This is a genomic window from Pseudolysinimonas sp., assembly GCF_039912695.1.
Taxonomy (GTDB): Bacteria; Actinomycetota; Actinomycetes; order Actinomycetales; family Microbacteriaceae; genus Pseudolysinimonas_A.
Window position 1 is genome coordinate 25,323 of the sequence record NZ_JBDSPJ010000002.1, and the last position, 13,572, is coordinate 38,894.

The 13,572-nt window shown below is 66.5% G+C and carries 15 protein-coding genes and 1 tRNA gene; 6 read left to right on the forward strand and 10 right to left on the reverse strand.

Going from position 1 to position 13,572, the window contains the following annotated elements:
• Positions 1-7: 7 nt before the first annotated feature.
• Positions 8-976, reverse strand: a complete 969-nt coding sequence (locus ABIR17_RS00215) for a tRNA (adenine-N1)-methyltransferase (RefSeq protein WP_348002340.1) — start codon at positions 974-976, stop codon at positions 8-10.
• Entirely contained in the window at positions 973-1,689 is a 717-nt protein-coding gene (locus ABIR17_RS00220; RefSeq protein WP_348002341.1) for an HAD family phosphatase, read from the reverse strand. The genes ABIR17_RS00215 and ABIR17_RS00220 overlap by 4 nt, the downstream gene beginning before the upstream one ends.
• Positions 1,690-1,732: 43 nt before the next feature.
• Between ABIR17_RS00220 and ABIR17_RS00225 the strand changes: the two genes are divergently transcribed.
• Positions 1,733-2,596, forward strand: coding sequence for a PAC2 family protein (locus ABIR17_RS00225; protein WP_348002342.1), 864 nt, complete (start codon positions 1,733-1,735; stop codon positions 2,594-2,596).
• Between the two features lie 13 nt (positions 2,597-2,609).
• Here ABIR17_RS00225 and ABIR17_RS00230 read toward each other — a convergent pair whose 3' ends face one another.
• The 5 genes from ABIR17_RS00230 to ABIR17_RS00250 are packed head-to-tail and all read right to left on the reverse strand — an operon-like array spanning position 2,610 to position 7,973.
• Entirely contained in the window at positions 2,610-3,476 is an 867-nt protein-coding gene (locus tag ABIR17_RS00230; protein WP_348002343.1) for an undecaprenyl-diphosphate phosphatase, read from the reverse strand.
• Positions 3,477-3,506: 30 nt separating this feature from the next.
• Positions 3,507-4,838: a hypothetical protein gene (locus ABIR17_RS00235; RefSeq protein ID WP_348002344.1), complete on the reverse strand. Its 1,332-nt coding sequence runs from the start codon at positions 4,836-4,838 to the stop codon at positions 3,507-3,509.
• A 52-nt stretch (positions 4,839-4,890) separates the two neighbouring features.
• A complete protein-coding gene (locus tag ABIR17_RS00240; protein ID WP_348002345.1) occupies positions 4,891-5,652 on the reverse strand; it encodes a TIGR03943 family protein in 762 nt (253 codons plus the stop codon).
• Complete coding sequence (locus ABIR17_RS00245) at positions 5,645-6,673, reverse strand: permease (RefSeq protein ID WP_348002346.1); 1,029 nt, start codon at positions 6,671-6,673, stop codon at positions 5,645-5,647. Before ABIR17_RS00245 ends, ABIR17_RS00240 begins: the two co-directional genes overlap by 8 nt.
• Position 6,674: 1 nt before the next feature.
• A complete protein-coding gene (locus ABIR17_RS00250; RefSeq protein ID WP_348002347.1) occupies positions 6,675-7,973 on the reverse strand; it encodes a M20/M25/M40 family metallo-hydrolase in 1,299 nt (432 codons plus the stop codon).
• Between the two features lie 105 nt (positions 7,974-8,078).
• On the opposite strand from ABIR17_RS00250, the gene ABIR17_RS00255 reads away from it, so the two are divergent.
• A tRNA-Leu gene (locus ABIR17_RS00255) sits at positions 8,079-8,161 on the forward strand.
• Positions 8,162-8,204: 43 nt separating this feature from the next.
• Here ABIR17_RS00255 and ABIR17_RS00260 read toward each other — a convergent pair.
• Positions 8,205-8,765 (reverse strand): KH domain-containing protein, encoded by a 561-nt coding sequence (locus ABIR17_RS00260; protein WP_348002348.1) that lies wholly within the window; start codon positions 8,763-8,765, stop codon positions 8,205-8,207.
• A gap of 8 nt (positions 8,766-8,773) precedes the next feature.
• Positions 8,774-9,661, reverse strand: a complete 888-nt coding sequence (locus ABIR17_RS00265; RefSeq protein ID WP_348002349.1) for an LLM class F420-dependent oxidoreductase — start codon at positions 9,659-9,661, stop codon at positions 8,774-8,776.
• A gap of 47 nt (positions 9,662-9,708) precedes the next feature.
• Here ABIR17_RS00265 and ABIR17_RS00270 point away from each other — a divergent pair, with 47 nt between their 5' ends.
• Both ABIR17_RS00270 and ABIR17_RS00275 read left to right on the forward strand, forming a co-directional pair.
• Entirely contained in the window at positions 9,709-10,470 is a 762-nt protein-coding gene (locus ABIR17_RS00270; protein WP_348002350.1) for a hypothetical protein, read from the forward strand.
• Positions 10,471-10,483: 13 nt separating this feature from the next.
• Positions 10,484-10,795 carry a DUF1905 domain-containing protein gene (locus ABIR17_RS00275; RefSeq protein WP_348002351.1) on the forward strand — a complete coding sequence of 104 codons (312 nt, stop codon included), beginning with the start codon at positions 10,484-10,486 and terminating at the stop codon, positions 10,793-10,795.
• Positions 10,796-10,883: 88 nt separating this feature from the next.
• On the opposite strand, the gene ABIR17_RS00280 is transcribed toward ABIR17_RS00275, so the two are convergent.
• Positions 10,884-11,306, reverse strand: a complete 423-nt coding sequence (locus ABIR17_RS00280; protein ID WP_348002352.1) for a hypothetical protein — start codon at positions 11,304-11,306, stop codon at positions 10,884-10,886.
• Between the two features lie 6 nt (positions 11,307-11,312).
• Between ABIR17_RS00280 and ABIR17_RS00285 the strand changes: the two genes are divergently transcribed.
• Together ABIR17_RS00285 and ABIR17_RS00290 are read left to right on the forward strand one after the other, a co-directional pair.
• A complete protein-coding gene (locus ABIR17_RS00285; protein ID WP_348002353.1) occupies positions 11,313-11,915 on the forward strand; it encodes a hypothetical protein in 603 nt (200 codons plus the stop codon).
• Positions 11,916-11,994: 79 nt separating this feature from the next.
• Positions 11,995-13,569: a DNA polymerase Y family protein gene (locus ABIR17_RS00290; protein ID WP_348002354.1), complete on the forward strand. Its 1,575-nt coding sequence runs from the start codon at positions 11,995-11,997 to the stop codon at positions 13,567-13,569.
• Positions 13,570-13,572 lie beyond the last annotated feature (3 nt).

The window sequence follows — 13,572 nt, forward strand, 5'->3', positions numbered from 1 at the left end:
CTCCACTCTACTTGTCGTCGAGGCCCGCTCCGGCCTGGTCAGCCTGGGCCCGCGAGTCACGCGCCACCCGCCGCATGCGCTTGTCACTTTTAACGTGTTCGCCGAGCGCTCCGGGAGTCCAGGCCTCGACATCCTCATCGTCGTATTCGGCTTTTGACGCCCGTCGCACCGGCGCTGGAAGCACGGCCCCGGGGGCGAGTCGGCGGGCTGTCAACAGGAAGCCGGTGTGGCCGACCATGCGGTGATCGGGACGTACGGCGAGGCCTTCGACGTGCCAGCCGCGCACCATCGTCTCGCTGGAATCCGGCTGGGTGTACAGGCCGGTGCCCCGGATGGCCTCGGCGACCCGAGACAGTTGGGTGGCGGTTGCGACGTAGCAGAGCAACACTCCGCCGGGAACGAGCGCGTCGCTCACGGCGGGCAGGCACTCCCACGGCGCGAGCATGTCGAGCACAACGCGATCCGCCCGGATGCCGTGGGCGGGCAGTGCGACGGAAAGATCGCCGAGAGCGACCTCCCAGTTCTGCGGAACCTCGCCGAGAAAGGTGCCGACATTCGCGCGGGCGATGTCGGCGAATTCCGCCCGACGCTCAAACGAGATGAGGCGACCCTGTGGGCCGATGGCGCGGAGCAGCCAGAGCGACAGCGCGCCCGATCCGACCCCCGCCTCGACGACGGTCGCGCCCGGGAAGATATCGGCCTGGCCGAGAATCTGCGCCGCATCCTTCGGGTAGATGATCGCGGCACCGCGAGGCATCGACATCACGAAATCCGACAACAGCGGACGCAGCGCGAGGTAGATGTCACCGTTCGTCGCGGCGACGACGGACCCGTCGGGCTGGCCGATCAGGGTGTCGTGATCGATCGAGCCCCGATGCGTCTGAAAGGACTTACCCACCTCGAGGGTGATGGTGTTCAGGCGACCGCGTGGCCCCGTGAGCTGCACGCGCTCCCCCGCCCGGAACGGCGCGTTCACGAGAGGTTCTTCGAAAGGCCGGCCGCCCGGGACAGCTCGGCGAGGTTGAGGCCGACCATGGTCTCGCGCCGGATGTATGCCGAGCTGGGCGGCAGCGCGATGTGCAGCGGCAGCGCGAAGACGGTCGCGCCCGAGGCGACGGCCGACGCTGTGCCGGGTTCAGAATCTTCGAGCGCGACGCACTCGGTGATGTCGACGCCGAGCAGTTCGGCGGCCCGCAGGTACGGCTCGGGATGCGGCTTGGCGTTCTCGACGTCATCCCCGGCGACCACGACGTCGAACCCGGCGAAGCCGAGCCGTGCGGCGACATCGAGCGCCATCGTGCGGATCGACATCGTGACCAAGGCGGTCGGGATGCCGGCCTCCCGCAGTTCGAGCAACAGTTCCCGCGCCCCGGCTCGCCACGGAAGGTGCTCCGCGATCTGCTCGCGCACCCGATTCGTGAGAGTTTCGACGATCTCGCTGACGCTCAGCTGCACTCCGCGCGATTGGATGATGAGCGCCGAGCGCTCAAGCCCCGACCCGACAAGCTGCAGCCCGTCCTCCGCCGTCCAGACGCCACCGGCGCCGTGCACCATATCCATTTCGGCCTGAAGCCAGTACGGCTCGGTGTCGACCAGCGTTCCGTCCATGTCCCACAGCACGGCGGCGGGATGCCGGAGAGCCTCGGTGGTCGGCGCCGGAACGGTGCGGGGCGAAGGTTCAGGCGTCACGACGCACCAGCTTAGGCGGGCTGGCGCGGCCTATCCTGGTGTGATGGCCGACACGGGAGACGTCAACCCGTTTCGCGGGGGTTCGATTCTGCTCGTCGCGTTCGAGGGCTGGAATGACGCCGGCGAGGCGGCCAGCGGCGCGGTCCGGGCGGTACGCGATCAGTTGGGCCTCGTTACCCGCCTTGACATTGAGCCCGAAGACTACTTCGACTACCAGTTCAACCGTCCGACGGTCTCCACCGATGAGGACGGCAAACGCGTGTTGGAGTGGCCGAGCGTGACCCTGAGCGCTCCGGTCGACGGGATCGGCATCCACACGCTGCTCGGTACCGAACCGTCGCGCGGCTGGAAGACCTTCAGCGGCGAGATCATCGACGCGATCGAGGCTGCAGGGGTCACCGGGATCGTCTTCCTCGGCGCGATGCTCGCCGACGTTCCGCACACCCGTCCGATCTCGGTCTTCGTCGGCAGTGACCACGAGGCGGTGCAGGAGTTCTGGGAACTCGAGTCGTCGACCTACGAGGGTCCGGTCGGCATCCTCTCGGTACTGGGAATCGCGGCCGAGAAAGCTGGCATCCCGACGCTGTCGATCTGGGCGTCGGTTCCGCACTACGTGCACAACTCGCCATCCCCGAAGGCCACCCTCGCTCTCGTCGACAAGCTCGAGGAGTTCATCGACCTCGAGGTCGACCGCGGCTCGCTCGTCGACGACGCGACCGAGTGGGAGACCGGCATCAATGCCCTCGCCGAAGACGACGACGACATGGCCGCCTACATCAAGCAGCTCGAGACCGCTCGCGACACCGTCGACTCCCCCGAAGCATCGGGTGACGCGATCGCCGAGGAGTTCGAGAAGTACCTGCGCCGCCGCAACGGTCGCGACGAACCAGGCTCCGCGCGCGGCTAAGTCGGGGTCTCCGTTACGACTGCAGGATGCCGACCGACAGCAGGGCGATCAGCACTCCGCCCAGCAGGATGCGGTAGATCACGAACGGTAGGAACGACCGGGTCGAGATGTACCGCATCAGCAACGCGATGACCGCAAGTCCGACCACGAATGCAATGACTGTCGCGGCCACGGTCGGGCCAAGGCCGTAACCCTGGCCGCAGGTGGCATCCTCGGCGACCTTGCAGGTCAGCGCCGTGTAGGTCTCGTAGAGGCCCGAACCGAAAACGGCGGGCACCGCGAGCAGGAACGAGAACCGTGCAGCCGAAGGCCGGTCGTAGCCGAGCACCAGCCCCATGCTCGTCGAGGCGCCTGAGCGGGAGACGCCGGGTACGAGCGCCAGCATCTGCGCCAGGCCGATCAGCAGGCCGTCCCGGTAGGTGACGTCGGCGACCGTCTTCGTGCGACGGCCCAGGCGGTCGGCAAGACCGAGCAGGATGCCGAACACGATCAGCACGATCGCGATGATCCACATCGACCGCAGCTGATCACGGATGTAGTGCTGCAAGAGGAAGCCGGCGATCACGATCGGGATCGTGCCGATGATGATGATCCAGCCCAGCCGCACATCCGGATCGCCCTTCTGGATGCCGGCCGAATGCGACCCACCCTTCGACCCAAACGAGCGGAACCACTTGCCGATGATGCGACCGATGTCTTTGCGGAAGAAGATCAGCACCGCGAGCTCGGTGCCGAGCTGCGTGATGGCAGTGAAGGTGGCCCCGGGCTCACCCCAGCCAGCGAGCTCGCTGACGATCTTGATATGTGCGCTGGACGAAATCGGGAGGAACTCCGTCAGGCCTTGAACGAGGCCGAGGATGATCGCTTGGAGGTAATCCACGTCAGCGATTGTGTCAGAGCGTTCGGGGTATCAGTTGCACCAGGAGGTCGCGAAACCGGCGATCCCACCACTCACATCACCACTCACGACATCGACGAAGTAGGTCGTGATGCTGGTGAACGATGGCACGTTCGGATAGCCGTCAAAGGTGCCACCGGGATCCTGTAGCTCAACCGAAACGTACTGTCCGTTCGGCGATAGACAGATGTCACGGATGACCGCGCCGTCGGTTGGAGAGCGGTACAGCTCGGTCGCGCCCGAGCCATCGACGCGAAGCACCGAATACTCTTGCTGATCGCCGACGCCGGTGGGATTCGAGACCACCTCGAGATAGCTGTCGGGCGACATCGCCACCAGCTTCCCCGGGTACGACGTCGGGCCGAGTCTGTCGGGAGGCAGGCTGAGGGTGGATGTCGTGCCGGAGGTCAGGTCGATGAGACTCGCAGCTGTGGGATCCGCGACGACCAGATCGGTTGTGCCGGGAACGAAGCCCCGCAATTCGGCGTGCTGCCCGAGGGCGGTCGGCGCCGCGCTGCCTGCTGCATCGACCAGAAGGAGTGACTCGTCGTAAGCCTGGGCGACGAGGTAGCCGGTGTTCGGTACGAACCGCCAGTCGATCACTGAGACCGGCTTGCCGTCGAGCCCGGTCACCGGTCGCAGCAATCCGTTCGGGTCGGAAGGGTCATACAGGTAAAGTTGCGACTCGATCGCGGCGGGGTCGGTGAGGTCATCCGACGAGAACACGAAACCGAGCAGACCGGTCGTCGGCGAGGCACGCAGATCACGGATCTGGCCGTTGCCCGGGGTGGGTACATCTTGTTGTAGATCCTGACCGGTGTGCGCCAGGACGACACGTCCATCGTCGGCATCGTTGAGGACGACGGCCGCAACGCCGTCCTGAGTGAGTGCGAACTCTTGGATACGCGGGGAGCCGATTAGCGTCACCGAGTCTGTTGACGTCACCGCTCGTTGCAGCACTCGGTCGCCCCGTTGGGCGTCGCGCAGAAGCACGCTGACGCTGAGATCTGGCGTCGTGAATTGGTAGACGAGTGCACTGCGGATACCCGTGGATGCCCCCGTCACCGCGACGTCGACCCGGTAGTCAGTGGCGCCACGAAGCGTGGTGTCGAACTTCACGGTGATGGTGGCTCCGGTGGACTGCACCGTAACGGCAACTTCCGGATTGACGCGAACGTCAGCCGGCTTCACTGACTCGATGGCCTGGTTCGCTTGCAGAACGAGTCGTTGGCCCGGCAGTTGGATCGCCGAAGCGGCCGCCACCGTGACACTCGACAGGCGTGGTCCTTGGAAGGAACCAGCGACGGCAAGCCCAGAAGTTGCGACCACGAGCGTGCCGATCACCACCGCGAGCGTGCGTCGAAAGCTCTGGGAACGACGACGATATCGGCGCGACTCAGTAGACATACGGCTGCGCGGGAACGGGAATCTTGTCGGTCTTCGCGGCGGTCAGCACGACGGTGAGAGCGGCCCCGGCATCCGGATTCACTCCGAAGGTGCCCGTCACGTCGACCCAGTCATCGGCGGCGAAATTCTGCTGCCAGTCCGGGAGGTAGACGGGCACACCCAGCGGTTGGGCGTCGACCGCACAACAGGTGACCAGGAAGCGGGCGACGTAGACGACATCCGGGTCATCGGTCGCGACCAGGAATCCGGAGATGTGGGCGGGCTTCCCTGCGAAGAAGTCGTCTCCCAGGCCCTGGTGCAGCAGCGTTGCCCAATCCTTCACGGTGAAAGATGTCGAGTCGCCGCCGACGAGGTGCGTCGAGTCGGCGGAATCGAGGGACGACGAGCTCGAAATGTCGCGGTTCGCGGCGGTTGCCGAACTGAGGGTCGCGGGCGGAAGCACGAGGAGCGCCACCACCGCCGCGATGACGAGTACGGCGCTGCCGGAGACGCGAAGCAACACCCCACCCCGCCTGACCGGTCGCGGGTCGCCGTCGTCATCGTCATCGTGATCGTGGCCAGCGAGAGGAACTACTAGGAAAGCCGCGATGGATGCCGCTCCCCCAATGACCGCCATGATCGCCGTGAAGACGACATAGCGCGGATGGATGTACAGCTCGAGCCTGCCGGTCGCCCCGAGCCAGAGGATCGCGACGACTCCGATCAGGCTGAGCGTGACCCCCAGCCAGCGTTTCGTGAATCGCTCAGACAAGGTTCATCGCCAATCCAATCGTCGCCGAGGCGAGCCCAACTATCACCGTCAGCAGCACGAGTGTTCGAGCCGTGAAGGTCGTACGAAGAAGCGCGATCATTTTCACGTCGATCACCGGCCCGAACAGCAGGAAGGCGACGATTGCGCCCGGCATGAACGTCGAGCCGAGCGCCAAGACGAAGAAGGCGTCGACGTTCGAGCAGACCGCAACCACGAAGGCGAGCAGCATCAGCACGAACACTGACCAGACGGGGTTCGATCCCAGGGTGACCAACAGTTGGCGGGAAGCCGCAACCTGAATCAGCCCGGCGACCGCAGAACCGATGAACAAGGCGGGAAGCATCGCCGTGGTCTCTTCACCGAACGAGGTGATCGAGCGGCGCCAACGGTGCGAATGCTGATCGTCGTCGTCGTGATGAGCGCGCGTGCAGGCTGCCGAAAACTTTCGGGTCAGCAGCGCGTCGGGGTTGGGTGAGCGGGAGAACAGCCAGCCGATCAGGTTCGCCATCGCGAAACCGCCCACGATCCGAGCAATCAAGATTCCGTTGTCAAATCCGAAGGCTTGAAAGGTCGTCAGGATCGTGATCGGGTTAACGATGGGCGCCGCGACCAGGAAGGTCATCGCTTCGGGGATGGTGAGCCCACGCATCATGAGTCCACGCGAGAGTGGCACGTTGCCGCACTCGCACACCGGCAACAGGATGCCGAGCAGCGACAACACCGCACGTCGCAGCACGGGAGTGCGCGGCAGGATCCGAAACAGTACTGACTGCGGTAGCCAGAGCTGCACGAAGATCGAGAGCACGATTCCGAGGAAGACGAACGGCAACGACTCGACGACGACGGCGAGCGACAGGGTCACGAAGTCTTGGACCGCGCGGCCCAGATCGACAGCTCCCGTTGGCGGCGCAAAGACCCTGATTCCGACGAGTGCCAGAACCAAAATCGAGCCGCCGACCAAGGATCGGCTGCGCACGGATCGCGCTGTTGCTCCCGGACTGGCCAGCCCGGTGAGAGTCACCTCAACAGTTTCGCAAAAAGTCCCCGAGAACTTGCCGACCGAACGCCAGCGCGTCGAGCGGAACCCGTTCGTCGACCCCGTGGAACATCGCCGGGAAGTTCAGGTCGGCGCTGAGTTTGAGGGGCGCGAACCCATAGCCGGTGATCCCGAGCTTCGCGAGAGCCTTGTTGTCGGTGCCGCCGCTCATCAGGTACGGGATGACGGGCGCGCCGGGGTCTGCGCGATCCAGGGCGGCGACCATGGCATCCACGAGCGGCCCTTCGAAGGGGTTCTCGAGGCCGATGTCGTGGTGGATGGTCTCGACCTCAATGTCGGGTCCGACGATCTCGCGGATGCGAGCGGCCACCTCGTCTTCACCACCGGGGAACGGGCGGGTGTCGATCAACGCCTCCGCGCGATCCGGGATGACGTTGTGCTTGTACCCGGCCTCGAGCATCGTCGGGTTGGTCGTCACGTGGATGCCGGCCTGCAGGAAACCCGCCGCCGTTCCGGCCGAGAGGATGAGCGCATCCGGGTCGTCGGCGCTGCCGCCCAGAATGTCGGCGAGGCGCGCGAGCTGGTCGCGGGTGGTCGGGGTGAGGTGCACCGGCCACTCCTCGCGGCCGATCTTCGCGACCGCTTCGGCGAGCTTCGTGATCGCGTTGTCGCGGAATACCCGGGAGCCGTGCGCCGCTCCCCCGCGGGCGATCAACTTGATCCAGACCAGGGCTTTCTCTCCGGTCTGCAACAGGTAGGCGCGCTTGCCGCCGAGGTCGATCGAGTAGCCGCCGACCTCGCTCACCGCTTCGGTGGCCCCGGCGAATAGTTCGGGATGCTCGTCGACCATGTAGTGCGAGCCGAAGACGCCGCCGTTCTCTTCGTCAGCGAAGAACGTGACCACGAGTTCGCGAGCCGGGAGTTCGCCGGCCGCCAGGATGTCGCCGAGCGAGGTCAGGATCATGGCATCCATGTCCTTCATGTCGACGGCCCCACGACCCCACAGCATGCCGTCTTTGATGACGCCCTCGAAGGGGTCGACGGTCCAGTTCGCGGGATCGGCCGGCACGACGTCGAGGTGGCCGTGCAGCACCATTGCCGGTCTGGTTGGGTCTGCTCCAGGAACTCGGGCGACAACACTCGTGCGTCCGGGAGCGGCATCGAACAGCTGCGGCTTCAGCCCCATCGCTTCGAGCTTTGCGGCGACATACTCGGCGGCTTCCGTCTCGCCCTTACTGCGGCCGTTGCCGAAGTTGACGGTCTCGAAGCGGATGAGATCCCGCGCGATCGCGGCGGTGGTCTCCAGCTCGTCATCAGCTCCCATCGTTCGAGGGTAACGGAGGCAGGAACCGCGACCCCAAGCTGGGGCGCCGTGCTAATGTCTATCCTCGGTCGTCCACGGTGTTTCTGACATCGAGATGACCGACTCGCGCGGGTGGCGGAATGGCAGACGCGCTAGCTTGAGGTGCTAGTGCCCGAAAGGGCGTGGGGGTTCAAGTCCCCCCTCGCGCACGCGAGTTGAAGGCCCCGGATCCTTGTGGTCCGGGGCTTTCGTCTATCCGGCGAGGTGGCGGATCTGAAGCCGAGCCGCGGCAACGGATTCGAGGTCATCACCGAGGATGTGCACCGTACCGCTGCGCCTCTCAACTTTGATGCGCACGTCGAAACTCCGCTCGAGGTTCTGCACGGTCTGCCCCCTGCGACCAATGATCGACCCAGCTCTGGCGCGGGGAATCTTGAAGGTCTCGACGTAGCGCCAAGCGACGGACTTGACGACCACCGGGTTTTCGGATCGCCAGTCAGGCGGCACCCAGACCTTGAGCATGCGGCCACGCGCACGGAAGTCCTTTTCGAGTCGCACGCTATCCCGCTCCTGCTCGCCGCTGCGGTCGGCGTAGGTCGTTGGGACTACTCGATCCGGACGCGCGAGCAGGGTCAGCACGTCATCCTCGGTGACGCCGCGAAGCGTCATACGTTCGGATGCGTGGGGCGTGAAGCGCACCGGTCCCGAGACACCGCGACGGGATGCGTGCGACAGCCGCCACAGCAGGATTCCGAGGGCGATGATGGCGACTGCGATGATGCCGATCTCGATGAGAAGCGGCCATCCCTGCATGTGACCTCCTACCGACCGGCGGGCTGGATCTCCGCGAGGCGTGGCGCGACCTTCTCACCGAACGCGGTGATCGCACCGACCGGGTCGGCCACGTCATCCCGAAATTGCACGTGCTCGATGCCCAGAGCCGCGAGTTTCTCGGCGTGGGCGAGGAAGGCGTCGGCATCGCGGTACGACACGACCGAGACCAGGGCGGTCTTCTCGATCGTGTCGTAGTCGCGGCCGAGGGTGTCGCAGTGCCGGCGTAGCGCGTCGAGCTTGGTCGCAATCGCATCGGGATCTTGCACGGTCAGGTTCGCGATGTCGCCGTACCGCGCGACCAGGCGCATCGTCTTCTGCTCGCCGTTGCCACCGATCAGGATGGGCGGGTGCGGCTTCTGCATCGCGAGCGGGTAGTTGATCGTCTCGGCGAGTTGGTAGTGCTGGCCGTTGAACGCACCCTCGTCTTCGGGCGTCCACATCTGTAGCGCGATCTGTAGAGCCTCTTCGAGCATCTCGAAGCGCTGCTTGAGCGGCGGGTACGGAACTCCGAGGGCGAGGTGCTCGCGCTCGTACCAGGCGGCCCCGATGCCGAGGAAGGCGCGACCTTCCGACAGGATGTCGAGGCTCGTGACCGTCTTCGCCAGGATGCCGGGATGCCGGTAGGTCACGCCGGTGACGAGGGTGCCGAGCTTGATCGTGCTCGTGTGCGCAGCGGTGAACGCGAGCACCGAGTAGCCCTCGAGCATCGGGTCGTGAGCAGTGCGGTACTGCTCCATCTGGAAGAAGTGGTCCATCGCGGTGAACCAGGCTCCCCCGGCCTCCTCGGTGGCCTTCGCCGTCTTTGCGATGGTCGGGGCGATGCTCGCAGGCTCGCCGGGCAGATTGAAGTCCATGAAGTGAAGTCCGAAGCGCACGATTTCTGACCTTACGCCTGTCGGACGGTCGTGGCAGAATCGAACACATGTTCGAGCCGGGTGGTGCCGCTGCCGTGGTGCTCGACGCGCCCGACTCCGCTGTTGAGCACGCTGATGTGGTGCGCGACCTGCAGGCCCGCATCCGCAGCATGCAGCGCAACCGTCTCGACACCCGCGCCATCCCGACCCACCCCGCGCTCGGCGACCTGCTCCCCGGTGGAGCCCTCGCAGCCGGCAGCCAGTACCAGGTGGTCGGCTCGACGACCCTCGCCCTCGCGCTGCTGCAGGGGCCGTCGTCGGCGGGAGCATGGTGCGCGATCGTCGGAGTTCCCGACCTCGGCGTCGAAGCGGCGGCCGGCCTCGGCATCGACCTCGAGCGGCTCGTGCTCGTGCCGCATCCGGGAGAGCAGTGGATGTCGGTCGTCTCCGCCCTCGTCGACGTCGTCTCGGTCGTGCTGGTGCGACCTCCCGTGCGCGACGGTCGGAGCCGCGTGCCCGAGGCTGCGGCAGGTCGACTCGCCTCCCGGCTCCGGCAGCGGGAGGCCGTGCTGGTCTCGATCGGCGACTGGCCCCGAGCGGATGCCGCCCTCACCGTCTCCGAGAGCGCCTGGTCGGGTCTGGGGTCAGGCTTCGGGCACCTCACCGCGCGGCAAGTCACGGTGAGTTCCGCGTCAGCGTCATGGCAGGGACGGGTGAAGTCGCGGCGCCTGTGGATGCCGGGGGTGGATCAGCAGGTGGCGATGGTGGAACCGCGTGCGGTTGAGACCCGGATGCGCGAGGTCGTTCGGTTGCATAGCGTGGCGGGGTGAGAACTGCGCCGCTATGAGATTCGAATTCGACGCTGAGGTGTGGCGCTGGGAGGCGCGGGTCGATTCGTGGGCGTTCCTGAGTGTGCCGCAGGATGCCTCGGATGAGACCCGCGAGTACATCGGCGCCGGTGCTCAGGAACTCGGCCGGCGCGGGTTTGGCGCAGTACGGGTCGAGGTGATGATCGGGGAGACGACCTGGCGCACCTCGATCTTTCCGGGGCACTCCGGCGCGCCGTACTCGCTGCCGCTCAAGAAGGCGGTGCGAAAGGCCGAGTCGCTCGACATCGGCGATCCGGTGCACGTGATGCTCGAGATTCTCGACTGATGGATACCTAACTCTCGGACAGAGCACCACATGTCCCCACTGGATGCACGAAGGGTCGTCTCACCGAGAGTTAGGTACGCCACAACACCTAGCGGGGTTCGTGGGCGGAGGCGTCGGCCGCGTCGATGGCGGCACGCATCCAGTCGGTCCAGGTGTCGCTCGCCGAGGGCGGCAGCGTTACCCAGTCGTAGAACAGCCGGCCGCTGTTGCCGGGAGTGAAGATCGTCGCACCGGGCACAGCCAGAGCCGCCGCGTGTTCGGGCGTCGAGCGGCCGAGTTTGACGCCCAGACCGTGCGTGTCGAAGCAGCCGATCATCTTGCCGTCCCGCGTGATCGACGGGTAGCCCATCATCTGCGACCGCCGCACGTCCTTGCCGAGTGCGCTCACGACGGCGTCGAACTCGGGTGAGGATTCCAGCACGCGACCAGCATCCTCCCCCGCGGCGCAAGGGACAACGGGATCGTCGGCAGAGATGCCGACTTGACGCTGCGTCGAGACTTCCTCAATCATGGGCGGGTGCCCTCTCGCCTAGCTGGTCCCCTCGCACTCGCCGTCGTCGTTCTCGCGCTGGCGGGGTGCCAGTCGCCGGCCTCCCCGGCCGAGTCGTCCCAGGCTCTGGATCAGGAGTGGTTGACCGACAATCTCGACCTCGACACCTACCAGGTATCGGGCACGATCGACGGCCTCGAGTGGTCGACGCTGATCTGCGCGATCAACCTCATGCCGAACTGGCAGATCGAGACGGCGGCCCAGCCCTACCCGCAGGCATACCTGCAGTTCGAGGCCTACGACACGTCGATCTCGGGAGGCGTCGTCTCCGGCGGCTGGACGGCCGCGAACGGTAATCCGATGAGTGTCGCCACCTTCTCGGGCAACGGCACCTGGGTGCGTCAGGGTGCGGCGAACGGCACCGACCCGGGGTCGCTCGTGCTCACCCTTGCGGCCGACGAGGCGACCAGTACCGGCACGGTGCGTCACGACATCACCGCGAACCTCGCCCTTACCCCGATCGTGACGCCCGACGCGAATCAGGAACCCTGCGGCTTTCCTTTGATCGATCTGGAGTCGCTGCAGGACACCTTCGACAGCTACCAGGGACCGACCGGCGGCGGGAACTGATCGCCACCGACTTCAGTCACACGTCGTCGAGGTCCGGCGGCATGTCCCAGCGTCATTGGCGCGTGGCACAATCGAACACATGTTCGATACTTTGCGGCAGCCCCGCCTTCTCGCGCTGTGGTGTCCCGACTGGCCCGTGCACGCGCACGCACAGGCCGAACGGTTGCCCGCCGAGGCGCCGATCGCCCTGATCGACAAGAACGTCGTGCTGGCCTGCTCCCGCTCGGCGCGTGCCGAGGGCGTGAAGCGCGGGATGCGGCAGCGCGAAGCGCAGGCACGGTGCCCCGGCATCCATCTGATTCGCTACGACCCGACCCTCGATGCCCGCGCGTTCGAGCCGGTGCTCACGGCGCTGGAGGGTTCGCTGCCCGGGGTGCATCCGTTGCGGCCGGGGATGCTGGCCGTCCGCGCCCGCGGACCAGCGCGGTACTACGGCGGCGAACGCGCAGCCGCTCTCACGTTGCTCGGCACTCTGGCCGACCTCGGGGTGCCGAACCCGCGAGCCGGTATCGCCGACGGGTTGTTCGCGGCCGAACGTGCGGCGAGGTGGGTGCAGTCGGGGGTGGGTTCGGGTGTTGACCCCGTGACGATCGTTCCGGCGGGTGAGGTCGCCGCCTTCCTCGCACCCCTCCCTGTCGAGCTGCTCGAAGATCCCGAGTTGGTGTCGCTGCTCCCCCGGCTCGGCATCCGCACGCTCGGCGAGTTCGCCGCATTGGAGGAAGCGGATGTCGTGGCCCGCTTCGGTCCGCTCGGCGCACGACTGCATGCCCTCGCCGGAGGGCAGGATCCGCGGCCGGCGACCCCGCGCATCCCCCCTCGAGATGTCGATGCCGTCGTCGATTTCGAACCGCCGCTTGACCGGGTCGACCAAATCGCCTTCGGCATTCGCACGTCGTCGGAGCGTTTTCTCGATGACCTGCTCGAGCAGCGCCTGGTGTGCACCGCGCTGCGCGTCGAACTGATGGGTGCCGACGGTGAGACGAGCGACCGAGTCTGGCTGCACCCCAGGTCGTTTACGGCGAGTGAGGTCGTCGACCGGGTGCGTTGGCAGTTGGATGCCACAGGTGGCGCGAGGGCCGGCGAGCTGCGATCCCCCGTTGCGCGGGTGCGGCTCACCCCCGAGACGGTTGACCCGGTCGGCGCACACGAGCGCGGCATCTGGGGCACCGGACCCGACGAAGGTGTGCACTCCGGGCTCTCTCGGGTGCAAGGCATGCTCGGGCATGAGGGTGTCGGCACCGCAATCTCGACGGGCGGACGGATGCCGGCCGACCGTCAGCAGAGGGTCGCCTGGGGGGATCGCCCGGTCGTCGCGCGCGACCCGAAGCGCCCGTGGCCGGGAGCGGTACCCCCGCCGCATCCGTCGACGGTGTACGAGATCCCCCGGCAGATCACCGTCGAAGATGTGCGCGGACGTCCGGTGGCGGTCAACGCACGGGGAGGATTGAGCGCTTCACCGGCCGTCATCGTCTCGCCGACCGGGGCACGTCGCGACCTCACCGCGTGGGCGGGACCGTGGCCGCTCGAGGAGCGCTGGTGGGATCCGGCGACCGCTCGCACGGCACAGCGGTTCCAGATGGTCGACGCCTCGGGTGAGGCGTGGTTGCTCGTGCTCGACACCCGAGGGTGGTGGGCTCATGGCCGCTACGACTGAGCC

What these genes read in the sequence shown, in the direction of transcription:
- ABIR17_RS00290 (WP_348002354.1), top strand. Translation starts at nt 11,995, where the DNA reads ATGTTCGATACTTTGCGGCAGCCCCGCCTTCTCGCGCTGTGGTGTCCC.
- ABIR17_RS00280 (WP_348002352.1), bottom strand. Translation starts at nt 11,306, where the DNA reads ATGATTGAGGAAGTCTCGACGCAGCGTCAAGTCGGCATCTCTGCCGAC.
- ABIR17_RS00275 (WP_348002351.1), top strand. Translation starts at nt 10,484, where the DNA reads ATGAGATTCGAATTCGACGCTGAGGTGTGGCGCTGGGAGGCGCGGGTC.
- ABIR17_RS00250 (WP_348002347.1), bottom strand. Translation starts at nt 7,973, where the DNA reads ATGGGAGCTGATGACGAGCTGGAGACCACCGCCGCGATCGCGCGGGAT.
- ABIR17_RS00225 (WP_348002342.1), top strand. Translation starts at nt 1,733, where the DNA reads ATGGCCGACACGGGAGACGTCAACCCGTTTCGCGGGGGTTCGATTCTG.
- ABIR17_RS00270 (WP_348002350.1), top strand. Translation starts at nt 9,709, where the DNA reads ATGTTCGAGCCGGGTGGTGCCGCTGCCGTGGTGCTCGACGCGCCCGAC.
- ABIR17_RS00260 (WP_348002348.1), bottom strand. Translation starts at nt 8,765, where the DNA reads ATGCAGGGATGGCCGCTTCTCATCGAGATCGGCATCATCGCAGTCGCC.